The 20,309-nt window shown below is 39.3% G+C and carries 15 protein-coding genes; 9 read left to right on the forward strand and 6 right to left on the reverse strand.

Annotated features, from left to right (window positions below):
* Positions 1-55: 55 nt before the first annotated feature.
* From DEU42_RS14560 to DEU42_RS14580, 5 genes are read left to right on the forward strand one after another with little or no spacing between them, the layout of a single operon-like run.
* Positions 56-1,237, forward strand: a complete 1,182-nt coding sequence (locus DEU42_RS14560) for a DUF2062 domain-containing protein (protein ID WP_114759040.1) — start codon at positions 56-58, stop codon at positions 1,235-1,237.
* Entirely contained in the window at positions 1,230-4,901 is a 3,672-nt protein-coding gene (locus DEU42_RS14565; RefSeq protein ID WP_114759041.1) for an MMPL family transporter, read from the forward strand. The genes DEU42_RS14560 and DEU42_RS14565 overlap by 8 nt, the downstream gene beginning before the upstream one ends.
* 4 nt (positions 4,902-4,905) lie before the next feature.
* The gene (locus DEU42_RS14570; RefSeq protein ID WP_114759042.1) at positions 4,906-6,429 is read left to right on the forward strand and encodes a phytoene desaturase family protein; all 1,524 of its coding nucleotides are present in this window, start codon (positions 4,906-4,908) and stop codon (positions 6,427-6,429) included.
* Between the two features lies 1 nt (position 6,430).
* Positions 6,431-8,098: a C45 family autoproteolytic acyltransferase/hydolase gene (locus DEU42_RS14575; RefSeq protein WP_114759043.1), complete on the forward strand. Its 1,668-nt coding sequence runs from the start codon at positions 6,431-6,433 to the stop codon at positions 8,096-8,098.
* A 1-nt stretch (position 8,099) separates the two neighbouring features.
* Positions 8,100-9,395: a phenylacetate--CoA ligase family protein gene (locus DEU42_RS14580; protein WP_114759044.1), complete on the forward strand. Its 1,296-nt coding sequence runs from the start codon at positions 8,100-8,102 to the stop codon at positions 9,393-9,395.
* Here the strand turns inward: DEU42_RS14580 and DEU42_RS14585 are convergent.
* The 3 genes from DEU42_RS14585 to DEU42_RS14595 form a co-directional block, all read right to left on the reverse strand.
* The gene (locus DEU42_RS14585; protein WP_114759045.1) at positions 9,392-12,808 is read right to left on the reverse strand and encodes a hypothetical protein; all 3,417 of its coding nucleotides are present in this window, start codon (positions 12,806-12,808) and stop codon (positions 9,392-9,394) included. The genes DEU42_RS14580 and DEU42_RS14585 overlap by 4 nt on opposite strands.
* 246 nt (positions 12,809-13,054) lie before the next feature.
* Positions 13,055-14,308, reverse strand: coding sequence for an aspartate kinase (locus DEU42_RS14590; protein ID WP_114759046.1), 1,254 nt, complete (start codon positions 14,306-14,308; stop codon positions 13,055-13,057).
* A 12-nt stretch (positions 14,309-14,320) separates the two neighbouring features.
* The gene (locus DEU42_RS14595; RefSeq protein WP_114759047.1) at positions 14,321-14,794 is read right to left on the reverse strand and encodes a GNAT family N-acetyltransferase; all 474 of its coding nucleotides are present in this window, start codon (positions 14,792-14,794) and stop codon (positions 14,321-14,323) included.
* 111 nt (positions 14,795-14,905) lie between these two features.
* Between DEU42_RS14595 and fbp the strand changes: the two genes are divergently transcribed.
* On the forward strand, positions 14,906-15,913 hold the full coding sequence (gene fbp / locus DEU42_RS14600) for a class 1 fructose-bisphosphatase (RefSeq protein WP_114759048.1): 1,008 nt from the start codon (positions 14,906-14,908) through the stop codon (positions 15,911-15,913).
* A 136-nt stretch (positions 15,914-16,049) separates the two neighbouring features.
* Here the strand turns inward: fbp and DEU42_RS14605 are convergent, their stop codons facing one another.
* Positions 16,050-16,481, reverse strand: coding sequence for a TerB family tellurite resistance protein (locus DEU42_RS14605; RefSeq protein WP_114759049.1), 432 nt, complete (start codon positions 16,479-16,481; stop codon positions 16,050-16,052).
* A gap of 166 nt (positions 16,482-16,647) precedes the next feature.
* Here DEU42_RS14605 and DEU42_RS14610 point away from each other — a divergent pair, with 166 nt between their 5' ends.
* From DEU42_RS14610 to DEU42_RS14620, 3 genes are read left to right on the forward strand one after another with little or no spacing between them, the layout of a single operon-like run.
* Positions 16,648-17,241 carry a HupE/UreJ family protein gene (locus DEU42_RS14610; protein ID WP_114759050.1) on the forward strand — a complete coding sequence of 198 codons (594 nt, stop codon included), beginning with the start codon at positions 16,648-16,650 and terminating at the stop codon, positions 17,239-17,241.
* A gap of 60 nt (positions 17,242-17,301) precedes the next feature.
* A complete protein-coding gene (locus DEU42_RS14615; protein ID WP_114759051.1) occupies positions 17,302-17,748 on the forward strand; it encodes a deoxycytidylate deaminase in 447 nt (148 codons plus the stop codon).
* Positions 17,738-19,318 carry a S41 family peptidase gene (locus DEU42_RS14620; RefSeq protein WP_114759052.1) on the forward strand — a complete coding sequence of 527 codons (1,581 nt, stop codon included), beginning with the start codon at positions 17,738-17,740 and terminating at the stop codon, positions 19,316-19,318. The genes DEU42_RS14615 and DEU42_RS14620 overlap by 11 nt, the downstream gene beginning before the upstream one ends.
* A 140-nt stretch (positions 19,319-19,458) precedes the next feature.
* On the opposite strand, the gene DEU42_RS14625 is transcribed toward DEU42_RS14620, so the two are convergent.
* On the reverse strand, positions 19,459-20,067 hold the full coding sequence (locus DEU42_RS14625; RefSeq protein WP_114759053.1) for an FAD-dependent oxidoreductase: 609 nt from the start codon (positions 20,065-20,067) through the stop codon (positions 19,459-19,461).
* A complete protein-coding gene (locus tag DEU42_RS14630) occupies positions 20,067-20,264 on the reverse strand; it encodes a hypothetical protein (RefSeq protein WP_114759070.1) in 198 nt (65 codons plus the stop codon). The genes DEU42_RS14625 and DEU42_RS14630 overlap by 1 nt, the downstream gene beginning before the upstream one ends.
* Between the last annotated feature and the right edge of the window lie 45 nt (positions 20,265-20,309).

Here is a 20,309-nt window from a genome sequence, read left to right on the forward strand (position 1 = left end):
GCAAAAAAGATTAAAAAGGTATCTTTGCCCTACCATTTTAAACCAATCATTTGCAATGAGCATAGCTCCACAATATTATAGTTCGATAGACAAGCTAAAGTGTTGTGTTATTATTCCGACCTATAATAACCACAAAACCCTTAAACGGGTATTAGACGGTGTACTGAACTATACTGAAAATATTATTGTTGTTAATGACGGGTCTACAGACACAACCATACCGATACTTCAGGAATATACTCACATTACCCAAATTCATCTTCCGAAAAACAGGGGAAAAGGGAAGGCTTTGCGTACAGGTTTTGCAGCTGCACGTATAGCCGGTTACAGATATGCTATAACAATAGACTCTGATGGACAGCATTTTCCGGACGATATACCTGTTTTTATTGATGCTGTTCAGACCGAAGGAGATGTACTTCTTATAGGTAGCCGTAATATGGCTCAGGATGGAGTGCCTAAAAAAAGCAGTTTTGGAAACAAATTTTCTAATTTTTGGTTTTGGTTTGAAACAGGTATAAAGCTGGAAGACACACAGTCCGGATTCAGGCTGTATCCGCTTGACAGGATGCCAAAACGATTTTTTACGCCCAAATTCGAATTTGAGATAGAAGTAATAGTACGATCTGCATGGAAAGGGATAATGGTAAAAAATGTTCCTGTAAAAGTACTTTATGACATGAACGAAAGGGTAACACACTTTCGCCCGTTTACAGACTTTACACGTATCAGTATTTTAAATACGGTATTGGTGGTTATCAGTCTTTTGTATATAAAGCCGCGTGATTTTTTCATGAGCTTTAAAAAAAAAAGTTTTAAGCAATTCTTTTTAGAAAATGTACTTGAAAGTGGCGATAGTAATGCAAAAAAGGCATTGTCTATAGCCTTGGGTGTTTTTATAGGTATTGCCCCGCTATGGGGGCTACAGACTGTTACAGTACTCTTTCTGGCTTATGTGCTTCGTCTGAACAAACTAATTGCGTTTGCATTTTCAAACGTAAGTATTCCGCCGGCATTCCCTGTTATTATCTATTTTTCTTTAAAAATGGGATCGTTGTTTGTTCCAAATAGTGTAGTTGCCCAGGGAGCTACCATTTTTGATGCCATTAAGCAAAACTTAGCGCAATATCTAGTTGGAAGTATTTTGCTGGCTTCACTAATGGCTTTCCTTTTCGGTATGGCGGGATATATTGTGCTTACTTTTTTTAGCAAAAATAAAATTCAGACCAATGCATAAATTCTTTATAGGCATACATTTTTTTGTGACCCGTAACAGGATTTTATCCATTGTTATAGCCTTCGCCTTTTTATTATTGTTTGGCTATTTTGCTTCTAAAATTTCGTTTGAGGAAGACATAACCAGGCTTATTCCTAAAAACGAAAAATCAGATGAAGCAGCCAAGGTTTTAGGACAGCTTAATTTCTCCGATAAGATAACTGTTATTGTCAATGCTAAAAAGGGAGTTGCCCCGGAAGAACTTACTGAAGTAGCGGCAGCCTTTTTAGACAGTCTTAAGGGATATAAGCAGTATGATGAATATGTAAATGGAATTCAGGGTAAGGTTGAAGATGAGAATATTATAGAGACTTTTGATTTTGTTTACAACAATGTTTCTTTGTTTCTTGATGAATCTGATTACAGGAAAATTGAACAGAAACTTAGTTCGGACAGTATAGCAGCAACGGTTAACACTAATTACAGGTCTATAATTTCACCATCGGGTTTAGTTACTAAAGATTTTATACTTAAGGACCCTTTTGGGATTTCGTTCATTGGGCTTAACAAGCTTCGTCAGTTGGGTATGGGGGATGAATTCCACCTACAGGATGGCTATGTGATCACAAAGGACAATCAAAAATTATTGCTTTTTATAAGTCCGAAATTACCGGGTAACGAGACTAAAAAGAACACAGCTTTTGTAGATAAGCTCGATGCTATAAAGAATGAGCTGAACAGGAAATTTGAAAAGGCGGCAACGGTTGAATATTTTGGAGCCACAAATATTGCGGTAGCTAATGCGAAGCAGATTAAAAGCGACATACAAACCACAACCCTGATTGCCATCTCCCTGCTTATGCTGATACTGATGGTGTATTACCGTAAGATTCTTATACCATTCATTATTATTATCCCTACCCTGTTTGGGGTATTGTTTGCGGTGGCATTACTATACTTTTTACGCGGAACCATATCGGCAATATCGTTAAGTATCGGTTCGATATTGTTGGGGGTGACTATAGATTATGCGCTGCATATACTGACACATTACAAACACAATAGTGATGTAAAGGTGCTGTATAAGGATATAACGAAACCGCTAATTATGAGCAGTACAACAACAGCTTTGGCTTTTTTATGCCTGTTGTTTGTAAACTCGGGAGCACTTCAGGATCTGGGCATTTTTGCAGCAGTGAGTGTAATGGTGTCAGCCTTATTTTCATTACTGATCATTCCGCATTTGTATAAGCCTAAAGAGACTGCAGATGTACAGCATACTACGGTTTTAGATAAGATCGCTAAATTTTCTTTTCATAATAATAAAGCTCTCATCATTATAAGTGTAATTGTTATCATTGTAAGCTTTTTTACCTTTAATAAGGTAGTTTATGATAAAGACATTTCGCAGCTTAACTTTGTTCCTGATGATATAAAACGGGCAGAAAAACATCTTGAGGCATCTACCAATGTTACTTCAAAATCATTGTATGTTGCGGCTTATGGCAATTCTGTGGAGGAAGTATTGCAGAATAATAACAGCTTGTATTCCCAACTGGAGAGCGATAAGAAAAAGGACAGGTTATTAAGTTACAGCTCCGTTGGAGGTATTGTTTTCTCTGAGAAAGAACAACTTGAAAAGATTAAACGATGGAATGATTTCTGGACTCCCGAACGTAAAAGACAGGTGCAGGCCGGGCTTGTTGCCGAAGGGAATAAGTTGGGATTCAAGCCGGAAGCCTATGCTGATTTTTATGGGCTGCTGTCAGCCGATTTTAAACCGATATCCCTGCAGGAATATCTAAAAGTAAAGGCTCTTTTCCTTAATGAGTTTATAACGGTAAAGGATGGTTTTTACACGGTTTCTTCGGTTGTTAAGATGTCTGATGGGCAACGTGAAACTATTGTCAATGAGCTTTCGCGCAAAAAGAATGTAATGGTTATTGACAGGCAGCAAATGAATGAAACCTTTTTGGGTGGTTTAAAAGACGATTTTAATGCACTCATCAATTATTCGTTTATTGCGGTTGTATTAATACTTTTTGTGTTCTTTAGAAGGATTGAACTTGTTATCATAAGCTGTATTCCAATAATTATTACCGGTATTGTTACTACAGGTATCATGGCAATATTTGATGTAAAGCTTAATATATTCAGTACCATTGTCTGCACACTGGTTTTTGGGCATGGGGTTGACTTTAGTATTTTCATGACCAGTGCGCTTCAGAAGGAATACAGTACAGGGAAAAATGAAATGGCTACTTACAGGACGTCTATACTGCTTGCAGTGCTAACAACAGTGCTTGGTATAGGTGCACTTGTTTTTGCGGGGCATCCGGCTTTAAAATCCATTTCTTCAGTATCGTTGATAGGGGTATTTGCTGCGCTAATCATTACTTTTATATTTTATCCTATACTTTTCAGATTTGCACTTAGCAAAAGGGTAAATAAGGGTAATGCTCCTTTTGAGCTGAGGACGTTACTACAGTCTGTCCTGCTTTTTGCGTATTACGGAATAGGCTCATTTTTACTTTCAATATTCAGTGTGGTATTTGTCAGGCTTCTTCCTGTGAAGAAACAATGGAAGATCATGGTTTTCCGCTATACCATGTCTAAGTTCATGAAGTCGGTATTGTACCTTAATCCATTTGTAAAGAAAAAAGTACTCAATCCGTATAACGAAACTTTTGATAAGCCCTGCATCATTATTGCTAACCATACCTCTTTCCTGGATATACTGTCTTTAGGTATGCTTAGTCCTAAAATTATTTATCTGGTTAGTGATTGGGTATATAATTCACCAATCTTTGGAATTGGGGTTAAGCTTGCCGGATTCTATCCGGTTTCACAGGGAATTGAAGGTGGCGTTGAACACCTGCGTAAAAAGATAGAAGAAGGCTATTCGTTGGTTATATTTCCTGAGGGTACACGCTCGAAGAGCAATCATATTCAGCGTTTTCATAAAGGCGCATTTTATCTGGCGGAAGAATTTAAACTGGATATAGTACCTATACTGATACATGGGAATTCTGAAGTATTGCCTAAAGGCGATTTTATTATCTATGATGGCAGCCTGACACTGAAGATACTGGAAAGAATTACACCGGACGATGTGAGGTTTGGTACTGGATATGCCGTAAGGTCAAAAAAAATAAGCGCTTATTTTAAAGAACAGTTTTCACTGATGCGCCATGAGTGCGAGCCCGCGGGTTATTTTATGAGTAAGCTAATGCATAGTTTCGCATTTAAGGAGTCGGATATTGTTAATGAGGTAAAACAAAATCTCATGGATAAGATGGAAGCCTATAAACAGCTGGATAATTGTATTGGAGCAAAAAGTTCTATCTTGCATATAGCGGACAATTATGGCGAAACAGCAGTGTTGCTTGCATTACAGGAGCCACAACGAAAAATTGCAGCTTATGTAACCGAGGAAGAAAAACGGGATATTGCGCGAACAAATTACATTAACAGGAAACGGGAAATTAAATATCCTGATGTTTTGGATGATGTTTTGGATGTAAACTACTCTGTTGTTATTATTGACAGTGACATGAATGTTCCTCTTGCTCTGTTGGATAAGGCAGAGTTAGTGGTGCTGATGAAGCCTTTTGATAAAGAGTATCCTGAAAATTTCAGGTTTGAGTTGGCCGATGAAGGTTTTGTGATTTTGGTGAAGGAATAGACAGATGAAGAAAAAGTATGACGTTGTTATAACAGGAAGTGGCTTAGGAGGGCTGGTATGTGCAATCATACTGGCTAAAGAAGGCTATAGCGTGTGCGTACTTGAAAAGAATAATCAGTTTGGAGGAAATCTGCAGACTTTTGTAAGGGATAAGACGATTTTTGATACCGGTGTACACTATATTGGCGGTTTGGGAGAAGGAGAAAACCTGAATAGCTATTTTAAGTATATAGGCATAATGGATGGGCTAAGGCTCAAAAAGATGGATGAGGATGCCTATGATATGATTTCGTTTGATGATGATGAAAATGAATATCCCCATGCGCAGGGTTATAACAACTTTGTAAAGCAGTTGGCAAAGTTCTTTCCGGAAGAAGAAGAAAATCTGAAAGCGTACTGTCAAAAGCTTATTGATACCTGTGATGCATTTCCACTATATAATTTAAAGAACGCAGAGGCAGGATACAGTGAGGCCGTAATTTCGCAGAATGCCAAACAATATATAGATAGTGTTACCGCCAATGAAAAACTCAGGGCTGTTTTAGCAGGTTCTAATTTTTTATATGCCGGCGTTGAAGATAAATCGCCATTGTATGTACATGCCCTGTGTATCAACTCATATATGCAAAGCTCATGGCGATGCATAAACGGGGGGAGCCAGATAACCAAACAGCTTATTAAACAGCTAAAGAAATATGGTGGAGAAACCTATAAATATAAAGAAGTAAACGGATTTGGTTTTGATGGCGACAAACCTGTTTCAGCCAAGATCAAAACGGGGGAAGAGGTTTTTGGAGATATATTTATCTCTAACATTGAACCTAAAACCACGCTAAACCTTATTGGCAAAGACAGATTCAGGAAATTATACTACAACCGTATTCAGGAGCTAGAGTGTGTATATTCTGCTTTTAGCCTTTATATAGTCTTTAAGCCTGAAACGTTTAAATACAGGAATTATAATTACTATCATTTTAAGGATAGTACAAAAGTGTGGAAAGCCATAAAGGGACCACCGGAATCCTGGCCGGAATCCTACATGGCTTCAATGAACGTTTCAGCAAAGCAGGATGAGTGGGCCGAAAGCATGACTCTTATCGCTGCCATGGATTTTAAAGAAGTACAACCCTGGGCAGACACGCACAACACTACTGCTGAAGAATCTGACAGGGGGGAGGCTTACACACGTTTTAAAGAACATAAAACAGAGCAGCTTCTTATAGAAATAGAGAAAAAGTTTCCCGGAATAAGAGCATGTATAAAATCGGTTCATTCCTCAACGCCGTTGTCTTACAGGGATTATATAGGGGTGCACAATGGCAATATGTATGGTTATGTTAAAGATGCCAATAATCCGATGAAGACCTTTATATCGCCTAAAACAAAAATTGAGAATTTTTATTTTACAGGACAGAGTATTAATATGCACGGAATTTTAGGGGTTACTATCGGTGCTGTTGTTACCTGTAGCGAAATTTTAGGGAAAGAATATCTGATCAATAAAATTAACGCCGAATTAAATCAATAAGATGAAAAAGCTTGTGTGTTTTGTTACGTTAGTCAGTACAGCCTTGCTGTTGGTTTCGTGCGGAACATATAATTCTGTTCATGATAAGCCGGTAACAACGGGGTACGATGCTTCCGTTCCGGTTGTGCAAAGGCAAAATGACAGTACTTTACAAAGCGGGAATAACTTTTTGCTAAAAAACAAACAAGGGCTTTGGGAACTTTATGTAGAGGGGGATCCGCTACAGCGAGGTATGGTAACCGGAGCACTTTCAGAGGAACTTATCCATTTTCAGGAGGGGGCTTTTTTTAATAAGGTTAAAGATATTGTACCTTCAAAGTTTAAGCAAAAAATGCTGCGTCAGTTCTTAAAATGGTATAACCGAAAGCTGTACCTGCATGTAGAGCCTGAGTATAAAACAGAAATATACGGCCTTTCGCAACACCTGTCCCACGACTACGATTATGTTGCTCCGGCCTATTTAAGATCACTTTATTTGCATGCTGCTCACGATATAGGGCATGCCTTAACCGATTTATCGCTTGTGGGATGTACATCTTTTGCAGTATGGGGCGATAAAACGGAAGATGGTTCACTGCTCATAGCCCGTAATCTTGATTTTTATGTAGGCGACGAATTTGCAAAGAATAAGTTGGTGTCGTTTGTAAAGCCAACCACGGGATATCCTTTTATGTCGGTAGGTTGGGGAGGAATGATAGGTGTTCTCTCAGGGATGAATACCGAGGGATTGACGGTTACCATCAATTCCGGGAAGTCTGATATGCCTTTGGTGGCAAAAACTCCCATATCATTGCTTACCCGACAGATTTTACAGTATGCTAAAAACATTGAAGAAGCGATTGCTATTGCAAAAAAGCATGAAGTTTTTGTTTCGGAAAGCATTATGGTAGGCAGTGCCAATGATAATAAAACCACTTTGATAGAAGTGTCGCCCGATAAGTTTGGTGTTTATGAAGTAGCTAATACATCGCAACTGGTTTGTTCTAATCATTTTCAGAGTGATGCTTATAAAGATGATCATAAAAATAATTATGCCATAAAAAACAGCCATACCGAATACAGGTTTGAACGAATGACTGAACTTTTAGGGAAACAGGATAAGATAAACCCTGAAAAGGCTGCAGCAATTATGCGAAATACAAAAGGGCTTAGCGAAATGATTTTGGGTTATGGCAATGAAAAGGCGATAAATCAGTTACTGGCACATCATTCTGTTATATTCAGGCCGGAAGAAAGACAGGTGTGGGTTTCAGCTAATCCTTATCAGTTAGGGGAGTATGTGGCTTATGATCTGGATGAAATATTTAGCCAAAAACATAACGGGAATATTATATCTCTTGGAATAGATTCCCTCGCAATACCTCAGGATGAATTTGTAAATTCGCAGGAATATAAAAATTATGAGGCTTACAGGGTAGAAGACCATAAGGTAGATTTAGCCATTAAGAATAAAACTAACCTTGAGTCGTCACGATTGAGAGCATATCAGGCATTAAATCCTGATTTTTGGGTGGTGCATTACAAAGCAGGGGTATATTTTTACAATAAAGGCTATTATACCGCTGCCCAAAAGGAATTTGAAAAAGCCCTTACAAAAGAAATTACTACCCTTCCGGATAAAGAGAAAACGGAAGAATATCTTAAAAAAATAAGTAAGAAACTAAATTAGCATGAACGTCCCTTCTATAGAAATGGCTTCAAAGGCCGAAATCAAATCGTATCAGGAAGAAAAGCTTATAGAAGCGTTACAATATGTTGCAGCTAATTCGCCATATTATAAAAGGCTTTTTGATAGCGGTAATATTGATATAAAAGGGATCACCACACTTGAAGACCTGCAAAAGCTTCCTGTAACCACCAAGGAACAGCTACAGGAATTTAATGACGATTTTTTATGTGTGCCCAAATCGCATATTATAGATTACACTACAACATCAGGTACATCGGGAAAACCGGTTACTTTCGGGTTGACAGATAAAGACCTCGACAGGCTTGCTTATAATGAAGCAATATCTTTTATATGTTCAGGAATTAAAGAAGGCGACGTCGTACAGCTTATGACTACGATAGACAGGCGTTTTATGGCTGGGTTAGCTTATTTTTTAGGCCTTCGAAAAATAAAAGCCGGGGTTATTCGTGTTGGGGCAGGTGTGCCTGAGTTGCAATGGGATTCTATCCTTAAATATAATCCGTCTTACCTAATTACGGTACCGTCTTTTTTGCTTAAGCTTATAGAATATGCCGAAATTCATAATATAGATTACAGGAATTTGGGTATAAAAGGGGCCATTTGTATTGGTGAACCTTTGAGAAATCAGGATTTTTCAAATAATACCCTATCGAAAAAGATTAAGGATAAATGGGATATTAAATTATTTTCTACCTATGCCTCTACCGAGATGAGTACTGCCTTTGCCGAATGTGAATATTCGTGTGGTGGGCATCATCATCCGGATCTGATCATCGCTGAGGTGCTTGATGAAAATGATAATCCGGTTACCGATGGCAGCGCCGGCGAGCTTGTCGTGACTACACTAGGGATAGAAGCTATGCCACTTGTTCGTTTTAAAACCGGTGATATTGTTCAGCTGCACCAGGAGCCCTGCCAATGCGGAAGAAACAGTATGCGTATAGGGCCTGTTGTGGGCAGGAAACAGCAAATGATAAAATACAAGGGTACGACATTATATCCTCCTGCAATGATCGATTTGCTGAGGTCTTTCCCTGAAATACAAAATCATCTCATTGAGATAAGCACAAACGACCTTGGTACCGATGAAATACTTATAAAAGCGGTAGCAGCTAGTCCTACTGATGCGTTACTGACAGAGATAAAAGATCATTTCAGGGCTAAGCTGAGAGTTACCCCTAAAATTGTTTTTGTATCGGCAGAGGAGGTAAATAACGTAATGTTTAATCCGATGAGCCGTAAACCGATAAACTTTATTGATAAAAGAGGTTGTTAAAAATAAGCCCTTAACTGAACGCTGCCGGTATGTATTGCCTTACTGGTTTCACTCTTTCTTCCCTGATAGCTTACATTAACATCGAGAAACTGTGTTAGGTTCTTTTGCAGTAATAGTCTCCAGGTAAGGTTTTGTCCTGCCTGAAGTCCTTCGAGCATCTGGTAGGCTGCAGGGGAAAGCTCATTACCTGTAAAAGCATTGTTGTAAAAAGAGAATTCGCCGTTGGCGGTAAACTGTTTTTCGGAAGCATAACTAAAAGACGTTCCCAAACGCTGCTGATCCAGGGCTTCCATGTCGCCGATCTGGTTTTCTTTATTTCTGTATTCATAAAAAATATCCCAGCTGGCATTGCGGGAAAAAATATACGACACCTTTGGCGCAAGTCCGAAACCTTCAATTTTAAAGTTCTTACTGCCGTAATTTTCCGAAGACGATGCGGAGTTAATAGTTTGTCCTAAAATGCCAAATAACCATGTTTTTTGCACTAAATGGGCATATTGCAACTGATGGCTGCTATTGCTGTTTTCCTGGGAGCCTGCCGTAAGTAATGTTCTTGCGCGGTTTTTTAGATAGGTATATGTAACCGAATGATCCTGTTTGCCACGGTTGTAAAATAAACTGTTTCGAATGGCAGAGCTTAGCCCCAGCAGGTTTTTCTCACTGTTTGAGAATGGGTTGAGGTCAAAGTTATCAGTATCGCGCTCAATCTTCCTGTCGATGAGAAACGATGCCTGATCGTAAAAGTAAGAAAGCAGCTTTTTAAAGCCCGTTGCGTTTTGCCACTGAACAGGATTAAGCGTTACCGACTGAGAGAATTTATTCTGATGCGTTCTTAAGAACACCTGATTGGGCAAAAATACCCTCACAAAAGTAGCCTTGTCAGGAAATGGGGCTATCTCAAACTCCTGCAACTCCTGAATGCCGTTTCCGTTGTAGTCGTTCCAGGTATAGGTACCTTGTCCCGGCTCAACCTCAAGATAGGTAAACTCCTGCTGCGCAATGGTACCCGAAGTATTTTCATAGGCAGTGTTAACCTGCACCAACTGATCCCAGTAACGGTCGTTGTATAATAACCTTGAGTTAAGTGAAGGTTCGTCTTTAAAGGCGGGGTCCTCAAATTTAAGCCTACGGTAATTTACAAACAGGGTAAGGTCACTTTTTTCGGTTTGCAGCAGTCGGGATTTCATGTAGTATGAACTCGAAGTGTTTACTTTTTTTATCAGTCCGTTTACAAGGCTGTCGTTAGTTCGTTGCAGGTAACCCAGCTCTACATAAACCTTGGTGCTGTCGCCACGGCCAACAAAAGCGCCGAATTCGTTAAATCGCTGGCTTAGTGAGGTGAATTCTTTAGAGGGTTTCAGTTTTTCCTGATTGTCTTCTATTCGGGAAGTACCACCCACCCAGTTTTTACCAAAATGATATTTTGCCAGTGCCTCATTACGCACAAATGTTGAGCTAGAATAGTCACTGTTACTGTTTAGGATGCTTCCCCTGTCCTGAATCAATAATTTATTAAAGGTTAGCCTGCCGTCAACAACATGGCGCGTTCCGGTAAATGCACTGGAGAAATCAAGCTTTTCAATCTGATAATTTACTTCTCCCTTTTTAGGTAGCCTGAAGTTAGTTCCTGCAATCAGATAGCTTTGGTTACCTTCTGTAGTAACAATGTTGGTAAGGTTCCAGTCGCGGCTGAATTCGATATTGAATAGGCGCTCAATGGTCCTGAAATCTTTCTGGATAAGCTGGTAATTGGCAAAAGCATCAAGCTCCCAGTTTCCGGTATACAGCCGCTGTTTTGCATTTAATTTTCCTGCTACGCCGTTGTTGTTGTCATCATCTAACGGAGAGAAAAGGTTAAGGTCATTATTGCTTATCCCTGCTTCAAAATCTACAAGTGTTTTTTCGCTTGGGTTGTATTTACCCAAAACCGTTGCTATCTGAATTTTTGTAGGCGGGGTAAGACGTATGACAGGCTCGTAATTTCCCTGAGGTATGCCGTTTATGGGTTCAACATACTGATAGATGCGCCCAACAGCCGCGGCATTAGCCAGAATATAATTTCCGAGATTATTGCCAACAAGGCTAAAGCGCACATTGTATAGCTCATCTTCCTGATTGTTTGAATATTCAAAGGCTTCTACGCCATTAATAGTTACTTTTTTGTAGAGTATCTTATTCTCGGAGTAACTGTCTACATAGGCTGATGGTGCCGTCATTTTTTGAGGGTCATCACCGGCTTGTTTTAGTATTTCTACCTGCTCACCGGAAAGATTTTGTTGCAGTTGCTGATTTTTAACGTCATTCTCAGAATACACAAATCCTCCAATGCTCCAGTCTTCAGCTTCGTGCGTTACTCCTCCATAGGTTACAAAGCGGGTATAACTACGTTCGGAATACTGGTATTCTATGTTGATACGCATTTCCGATGTGATGGGGAACAGTGAGGTGAAAATGATCTCACCGGCATTGTAATCGATGATATAGTCATTGTTTTCACCGCGTTCCAGCAATATACCGTTTACAAAAACCCTTTCCGATCCCGATATTACAAGTACATAAAGCTCATCATTAGGGCCGCGCAATTTATAGGGTCCCTGATTGCCCTCCTGACCGGTAAAGGTACTTCTGGCATATTGGCCACGGACTAACGCAGCAGCTGCGAAAACAGATGTTTTATTGCCTTCCTTCCCAAAATTGAAAGTAGTAGACAAGCCCTGGACTTTTTTATTGAAGTTAAGAAAACGGGACTGACGGTTTTCAAGAAAAAGGTCGCCGGCACGCACAGCCCATTTGTCGCTGAACATCTCTATGAAAATCTGATCGAATTCATCCAGTTTTTGTGAGTACCCCCCTTCCTGAAGCGGAATGTTTGTGTCCTGTATCGAAGCACGAAGGCTTACCTTATCGGATATCTTTCCTGTAATCTGGAGATCAAGGTTAGAGTTCACTACCGCATTCTGGTTGTTTCCTACAGTAATGCCACGGGTAATGCTTCCGGAAGTGGTAAGTCCGTCAAAAGGCTTATAGCTGGTAAGCGGGTCACGGGTAACTTTATAAAGATCTGTAATACCTGCATCGTTGCTCACAACTCTGTTCTTGTCATAAATGCTGTATTTTTTAGTAAGGTATTCAGGATAGGACAGGTAACGCAGGGTCAGGCTATCCTGAGAAGTAAAACCATTGCGGAAAACCAGCGTACTTTTTTTAAAATCTACTTTATAAAAAGATGTGTCAATGTCAGTTCCGGCAGCATCCTGAAGCTTAAAAAAGGCCTTGTTGATACTAACGCTGTCTATTTTTATGGTATCCTGTGCAACGGCAATCTTGCGGTTTTTATAGGGCGTAGTGATCTCCTGCCCGTAAAGTGCAGAAAAGCAACATAAAAACAACAGTAAAAGCCCTTTTTTCAGCATAGTACACTATAAACTCCAAAAAAGCAAAAGTAGTGTATTTAAAGGGAAGAATTAAGAGATTATAAATAGCCCCGGAAGGAGGTGTGTTTATATAATAATGTTGTGAAGAGAAAACTCCGGGGGAGCGACATATTATAAGTGGTTCCTCCGGAGTTAATAAATTTATTGAGATTTTTCGACTCCGCTGCGCTTTGCTCAAAATGACAAACGTGTACTGAAAACTGCGACTGCGACTGAAAAATTATATTAAGCTTCTTTAGTAACAATCTGCATTGTTTCGCGGCTAATTTGTTTTACCAGTACCTCTTTGCCTTGTGCAACAGTTTCTGCGGCGGCTTCGGTAAAGTGGCGTATGGTGTATAACGATACATTTTCGTTATACGTAACCTGGAATTTCTTAGCCAGTACATTTTTCAGTTCCGGGAAGTTGCCAAATTTATCTTCAACACAAATCGAGAAGCTGATGGCTGTATTCTGGATAAGCGTTACTTTGATCTTGTATTTATGCAGCAAACTAAAAATCTCGCTGATGTTTTCTTCCATAATGAAAGAGAAGTCTAGCGATGATAATGATATTAGCAGCTGGTTCTTTTTTACGATAAAACAAGAAGCCTGTGGCTCAAGATCAGCACCTTTGCTTACACGTGTTCCCGGTAATAAAGGGTTTACAAATGATTTTACGTAAAGCGGAATTTCTTTTTTCTGTAGCGGCTGAAGCGTTTTAGGGTGAATAACCGTTGCGCCATAAAATGCAAGCTCGATGGCTTCGCGATACGAAATCTGGTTAAGCAAAATCGCATTTTCAAAATAACGGGGGTCGGCATTAAGTACACCCGGTACGTCTTTCCATATGGTTACGCTTTCTGCTCCTAAGCAATAAGCAAAGATGGCAGCAGTATAGTCAGATCCTTCTCTTCCAAGAGTGGTGGTAAATCCGTTCTCGTCAGATCCTAAGAATCCCTGCGTAATGTTAAGGGTCTTTTTCTTAAGTCCTTTGATGTTTTTCTGCGTAAGATCCCAGTCAACAATAGCATCACGGTAAGTGTTGTCTGTTTTTATAAGCTCACGTACATCGATCCACTGGTTTTTAAGTCCGCGCGAATTGAAGTAATGGCTCACTACTGTTGTAGAAAGCACCTCGCCAAGGCTTACAATCTGGTCGTATACAAAGTTGTAGTTAGGCGATTTATTATGCTGAAGGAAACTTTCAAGGTCGCTGAAAATAGTGTTGATTGCACCAAAAACAGCATCGTTTTCGTCCTCAAACAGGTCCATTAAAATCTGGTTATGATATTTTTTAACTTCCTGTATAGAAGCCTGAAGCTCTGGTGATTTATCAAAGTAGTTCTTTATAACTACTTCGAAGGCGTTGGTTGTCTTACCCATGGCAGAAATAACCAGCAACACGTCTTCGTGGCCAACTTGTTCCAGAACATTAAACACGTTTTTAATACCATCGGCATCTTTTACAGATGCTCCTCCAAATTTGAAAATTTTCATTTTTCCGGTTGTTTATAAATCTAACGTAAACTTAATAATTTCCTGTTCGTGCATTTGCACGGTAAACCAGTCTTTCAGTACTGTAGCACCCGAGCGTTCGTAAAAATCAATAGCATGGGTATTCCAGTTAAGTACAGCCCATTCGGCGCGGCGTACTCCTTCCTGTCTGGCAAATTTTATCACTTCTTTATATAGTGCACTGCCGGCACCTGTACCTCTTTTTTCTTCTTTTACGATAAGGTCTTCAAGATGGATGGTCTTGCCCTTCCATGTCGAATAGCGATAATAAAATAATGCCATGCCTATAATTTCACCATCTTCTTCCGCAACAAAAGTGTTGAAGAGCGGGTTAGTACCAAAGCCATCACGTTCCAGTTCTTCTACAGTTACTACTACTGCATCGGGTTCTTTTTCAAATACTGCCAACTCTTTTATAAGCTCTAAAACGGCAGGCATATCTTCTCTATGTCCTTTTCGTACAATCATTTGCCAAATTTGCGCAAAAATACAAGCAAAATGGTATTGAAATAATAAATTCTTTTCATATCACAAAAATTTCGATATTTGTGCCCTCAACACAACTACAACGTTATAGTAATGGAAGAACGCAACAGGACATTAGGTGAATTTATTATTGAAAGGCAAGAAGATTTTAAATACTCTTCGGGAGAATTGTCAAAACTCATCAACTCAATCAGGCTTGCTGCTAAAGTAGTGAATTACAAGGTGAATAAGGCTGGTTTAGTAGATATTATCGGTAAGTTTGGAGAGCAGAATGTACAGGGAGAAGACCAGCAAAAACTAGATGTTTATGCGAATGAGATCTTCATGCAGACACTTATAAACCGTGAAATTGTATGTGGAATTGCCTCTGAAGAAAATGACGACTTTATCACAATTCAGGGTAATGATGGGGCTCATAATAACAAATATGTGCTTCTTATGGATCCTTTGGATGGTTCTTCTAACATTGATGTGAATGTTTCGGTGGGAACCATATTCTCTGTTTTCAGGAGAATAACCCCTGTAGGTACTCCGGTGACTATTGAAGATTTTCTTCAGCCGGGAGTTAATCAGGTAGCGGCGGGTTATGTAATTTATGGTACGTCAACTATGCTTGTATATACAACAGGTAATGGTGTAAACGGATTTACTTTGAACCCTGCAATAGGTACATTCTATCTTTCGCATCCTAATCTTACGTTCCCTAAAGACGGTAACATTTATTCGATTAATGAGGGTAATTATGTTCATTTTCCGCAGGGCGTAAAAGATTATATTAAATATTGTCAGCTGGAAGAGGGCGACAGACCGTATACTTCACGATATATTGGTAGCCTTGTTTCAGATATTCACAGAAATATGATTAAGGGTGGAATCTATATTTATCCAACAAGCTCTAAAGCACCTAAAGGAAAGCTGAGGCTTTTGTATGAATGTAATCCAATGGCTTTTATTGCTGAACAGGCAGGGGGTAAAGCATCAGACGGTTTTGGAAGGATCATGGAAATTCAACCAACTGAACTGCACCAGCGCGTGCCTTTCTTCTGCGGAAGTTCTAATATGGTAACAAAGGCTGAAGAGTTTATGGCGAAGTATGTGTAGCTGAGTCTCTGAGATATTAAAGTTTCTAAGATTTTGCAAATCAGGTTATAAAATAAGAAATCCCGCTTTTGCGGGATTTTATATTTTCAGGATGCTTTACTAAGACACTAAGTGTCTCAGTACCTAAGCAACTTTCTTATTTATTCATGTGTTGCATTTCGTAAAGGAAGGTGTCTAAATCTACATTTAGAACCAGTAGTGATAATGCTTTGTCTACAATATAATGAACGTTACCCGGAGTGAAACCTAATGCAAGTGCAAATCGGGTAAGGATTTCTTTTTGTTTTGGTCCAAGTACGTGGTCAGCATATACCATTCTCGATAAGTCAAAAAGACGCTCGAGCCTGTGTACGTGAAGGTACGGCGGATTAATAGGGTATTTTAATGGGTTATCAAGTATTTCTTTGTATTCTTCCGGAGAGATCTCAAGCTCTTTAGCCAGTTTGTCAAGGAAGTGGCGCTCTTCTGTACTAAGGTGACCGTTCTCCATTGCAACTCTTACGATTGCAGAGAAATGCCCTTTATTCCTGTTCTTGAAACCACTATCAAATAAATCTGAAATGGACATGTTTTTTCTGTTAAAATTGAACAGCAAATATACTTCTATATTTTGTGCTGAAATAATTTTTTAAAAGATTTTAGCTTTTCCTGCGTTCTTTTTATAACAGATTGTGACAAGAAAAGTTTATTAAAAATACCGTAAGTTTACAGTTTAAATAATCATCAGTTGAATTATGTCAGATTTTTGGCTATATTTTGAAACAGGTTTGCGTCATGTGCTCGATATCAATGCCTATGATCATATACTGTTTTTAGTTGTGCTTACCGTTCCCTACACTTTTAAGGACTGGAAAAATGTGTTGCTGCTCGTATCTATATTTACCATTGGTCATACACTTTCGCTCATGCTTTCGGTTTATGGAGTAGTCAGGGTAAACGCAGGAGTGGTAGAATTCCTGATACCTATAACCATACTGATAACGGCATTGTTTAACATCATAAAATCGGGTAAAAAATCTCAGAAAAATAGTAACAGTCTTAATTTTATAGCTATTGTTACGCTGTTTTTCGGGCTTATACACGGCCTTGGTTTTTCCAACTACTTTAAGCTGATACTGGATAAGAATGCCGACGATAAGTTTTTACCCTTGTTAGAATTTGCATTAGGTATTGAGGCAGCGCAGCTTATCATTGTGCTTTGTGTATTGATACTGGCGTATATTCTTTCGGAATTTTTCAAGCTTAACAGGCGTGACTGGGTATTGGTAACATCTGCTTTTGTGGCCGGAGTTGTCGTGCCGATGATTATACATAATAAATTTTGGTAATTTTTTAACGTAATAAAAGCCCTGAAGGCTTATATTTGATAACAAGGGGTATTTCCTGGAATGAAAGAGAAAAAACAAAACAAGTACGATAAAGCTTACCTCAGGATAGCAAGAGAATGGGGGCAACTTTCATACTGCAAACGAAAAAAAGTTGGCGCAATTATTGTGAAAGACAGGATGATAATATCTGATGGTTACAATGGTACACCATCTGGTTTTGAGAATTGTTGTGAAGATGATGAGGGCGCTACAAAATGGTATGTGCTCCATGCCGAGGCAAATGCGATATTAAAAGTAGCCCGTTCAACACAGTCGTGTGATGGTGCAACATTATATATTACAATGTCACCCTGTAAAGATTGTAGTAAATTAATACATCAGTCGGGTATTACCAGAGTGGTCTACCTTGATGGTTACAAAGATAATTCAGGGATTGATTTTTTGCTTAAGGCCGGAGTAGATGTAGTACATATTCCTAATCTGGAAGCTGATTTACATGAAAATTAAAAGAATATATTTACCGATTGCTTTGTCTCTGGCGCTTGCCATAGGTCTGCTTATGGGAAGTTTTTTAAACTTTCCGGTGGAGAAGCGTGGTATGATTTCAAGTTCAAACAAGAGTAAGCTTAATAAGCTGATCGATTTTATTGAAAGGGAATATGTAGATGATATTGATACCGATTCAATTGTAGATATTACCGTAAACAGCATACTCGAAAAACTCGATCCTCACTCCATTTATATTACTAAGAATGAAATGGATGAAGTTAGCCAGAGCATGAAAGGCGACTTCGTAGGGATAGGCGTTAATTTTTATATGTACAAAGATTCGGTGGCTGTAATTAAACCTATTCCGGGAGGTCCGTCTGAAAGGGCAGGTATTAAAGCCGGAGACCGTATTCTTTTTGCTGATAACAGTAAACTTTTTGGGCGTAAAATGACAAATGATACTCTTTTCTCTAAACTAAAAGGGGAAGAAGGTTCTAAAGTAACGCTCACGGTTTTCAGGAAAAGTGAGAACCGAAAATTTAAAGTCAACGTTACCCGCGATGTGGTGCCTATAAAAAGTGTTGATGCTGCGGTAATGGCAGGTAGTAATACTGGTTACATAAAAGTAAATCGATTTGCGGAGACTACAGCCGATGAATTTCACAGATCACTCATAAACCTTAAGGCTCAGGGAGCAACTTCGCTTATTGTCGATTTGCGTGATAATGGTGGAGGATATCTTGAAAAGGCAGTTGAGATTGCTGATGAATTCCTGAAAGACGGCCAGCTTATTGTAATGACCAAAAACAAAAAGAACCGTGAAGACAGAACCTATGCTACTAAAAAAGGAGACTTTGAGAGCGGTAAGCTTTATGTGCTGATTAATGAAAATAGTGCCTCTGCAAGCGAGATATTAGCTGGGGCTATTCAGGATAATGACCGGGGAGTTATTGTTGGCAGGCGTTCATTTGGGAAAGGACTTGTGCAGCGTGAAATGCCATTAGGCGACGGTAGCGCAGTGCGTCTTACTGTTGCACGTTATTATACGCCTTCAGGCAGGTCTATACAGCGTAGTTATGACCACGGCGGAGAAGAATATTTTAATGATTTTGAGAAACGTTATGAAAGCGGAGAGCTATACTCTGCAGATAGTATAAAGATTGCAGATACCCTGAAATTTAAAACGGCTAAAGGGCGTATTGTTTATGGCGGCGGCGGGATCATTCCTGATAGGTTTGTACCTCAGGAGGGTAAACATGGCGATGAGGCTGTAACAATGGTAATGCAAAGCGGTATTGTGAGCTATTTTGTATTTGAGCAGCTTGATAAAGACAGGAATGGCTTTAAGGGAATGCAAAATTCACAAATGATTACCGACAAAGTTATGACCGGAGATAAATACTTTGATGCCTTTAGCGGATATCTTGCTAAAAACGGACTGGTGTTTTATCTTAATAAACACAAAGAAAGAGTTAAGCATTATCTCGCTGCCGAATTTGCACGACAACTGTTGAGTGAAAAAGCGTACTACCAGATGGTACTTAAAGAAGACAATATGGTAAAGGCTGTGCTAACTGAGAAAAAGTAATCGTTTACAGTGTTCAGTTGGCAGTAGCTTCTCGAACCTTATATAACGCGAAGCCCGGATTGTTGTAATCCGGGCTTTTTATTTATTTATTTATTTATTTATTGAGTGTAGTACTGCCTACTGCGACAGTAAACTGTCAACTATTTCCTTATACTGTCGTGGTATTGTGTCTGTTTGCCTTCATTCCATAGCGTCAGAATATCAGTTCCTACTGCTGCTCCGCTTCCTGCGGCAATTGCAAGCTGACTGCGGTGACCGGCAAGAGTTCCTATGGCATAAATTCCTTCAGCAACCAGATGGTCTTCATTCTTAAGCTGAATGCGGTTTTTTTCAGGGATGGCTTTTTTGTGAGGAATTACATAATCCATAAGGCCTTCTATAGCAAATGTATTGGCTGAGCCTATACCTACTACTACGGCTTTAGTTTTGTATGAGCCTTTGTTAGTGGTTACGGTAAAATTACCCGCTTCGCCTTCAATGCTCATCACTTTTTCGTTATCTAATTGTTCCATTTCCGGATAAAGCGTAGCTAACTGTTCCAGGCTTGTTTCCATCAGGCTTGAGCCTAATGTGCCTGCAGGTATGCCATACGCGTTGTTAAAGACAGCGTCCTGAAGTGAAGTTGATTTTTGATGAGTAAAGATGCCTGCTTTTTTGCCCTCTGCATAAGGCCTTTTTAGTGCTGAGCCTATAATAAGAGCACAGGAAACGCCTGAAACGCCTCCTCCTATAATTAAAACATCAAACATTAGTTCCTGGATTTTTCTTCGATGTTTTTAGATATTTTCAGGATAAGCAGGGCACATATTGCGCATAGCGAAAGTACTATGCCCACTGCGGCTGCAAAACTATTTCCTTCAAACAGGTTGTTAAAATCAAGAAGAGTTACATTAAAAATGATGAGCGCAACAGCAAGGCCCATTAATGTGTAAATAAGAATTTTCATTGTAGTGTGAGTTTCTTTTGGTAAGGTGATCATTGGTTTTCAACA

This window comes from Flavobacterium sp. AG291 (genome assembly GCF_003350375.1).
Lineage (GTDB): Bacteria > Bacteroidota > Bacteroidia > Flavobacteriales > Flavobacteriaceae > Flavobacterium > Flavobacterium suzhouense.

What these genes read in the sequence shown, in the direction of transcription:
- DEU42_RS14560 (WP_114759040.1), top strand. Translation starts at nt 56, where the DNA reads ATGAGCATAGCTCCACAATATTATAGTTCGATAGACAAGCTAAAGTGT.
- DEU42_RS14565 (WP_114759041.1), top strand. Translation starts at nt 1,230, where the DNA reads ATGCATAAATTCTTTATAGGCATACATTTTTTTGTGACCCGTAACAGG.
- DEU42_RS14570 (WP_114759042.1), top strand. Translation starts at nt 4,906, where the DNA reads ATGAAGAAAAAGTATGACGTTGTTATAACAGGAAGTGGCTTAGGAGGG.
- DEU42_RS14575 (WP_114759043.1), top strand. Translation starts at nt 6,431, where the DNA reads ATGAAAAAGCTTGTGTGTTTTGTTACGTTAGTCAGTACAGCCTTGCTG.
- DEU42_RS14580 (WP_114759044.1), top strand. Translation starts at nt 8,100, where the DNA reads ATGAACGTCCCTTCTATAGAAATGGCTTCAAAGGCCGAAATCAAATCG.
- DEU42_RS14585 (WP_114759045.1), bottom strand. Translation starts at nt 12,808, where the DNA reads ATGCTGAAAAAAGGGCTTTTACTGTTGTTTTTATGTTGCTTTTCTGCA.
- DEU42_RS14590 (WP_114759046.1), bottom strand. Translation starts at nt 14,308, where the DNA reads ATGAAAATTTTCAAATTTGGAGGAGCATCTGTAAAAGATGCCGATGGT.
- DEU42_RS14595 (WP_114759047.1), bottom strand. Translation starts at nt 14,794, where the DNA reads ATGATTGTACGAAAAGGACATAGAGAAGATATGCCTGCCGTTTTAGAG.
- fbp (WP_114759048.1), top strand. Translation starts at nt 14,906, where the DNA reads ATGGAAGAACGCAACAGGACATTAGGTGAATTTATTATTGAAAGGCAA.
- DEU42_RS14605 (WP_114759049.1), bottom strand. Translation starts at nt 16,481, where the DNA reads ATGTCCATTTCAGATTTATTTGATAGTGGTTTCAAGAACAGGAATAAA.
- DEU42_RS14610 (WP_114759050.1), top strand. Translation starts at nt 16,648, where the DNA reads ATGTCAGATTTTTGGCTATATTTTGAAACAGGTTTGCGTCATGTGCTC.
- DEU42_RS14615 (WP_114759051.1), top strand. Translation starts at nt 17,302, where the DNA reads ATGAAAGAGAAAAAACAAAACAAGTACGATAAAGCTTACCTCAGGATA.
- DEU42_RS14620 (WP_114759052.1), top strand. Translation starts at nt 17,738, where the DNA reads ATGAAAATTAAAAGAATATATTTACCGATTGCTTTGTCTCTGGCGCTT.
- DEU42_RS14625 (WP_114759053.1), bottom strand. Translation starts at nt 20,067, where the DNA reads ATGTTTGATGTTTTAATTATAGGAGGAGGCGTTTCAGGCGTTTCCTGT.
- DEU42_RS14630 (WP_114759070.1), bottom strand. Translation starts at nt 20,264, where the DNA reads ATGAAAATTCTTATTTACACATTAATGGGCCTTGCTGTTGCGCTCATC.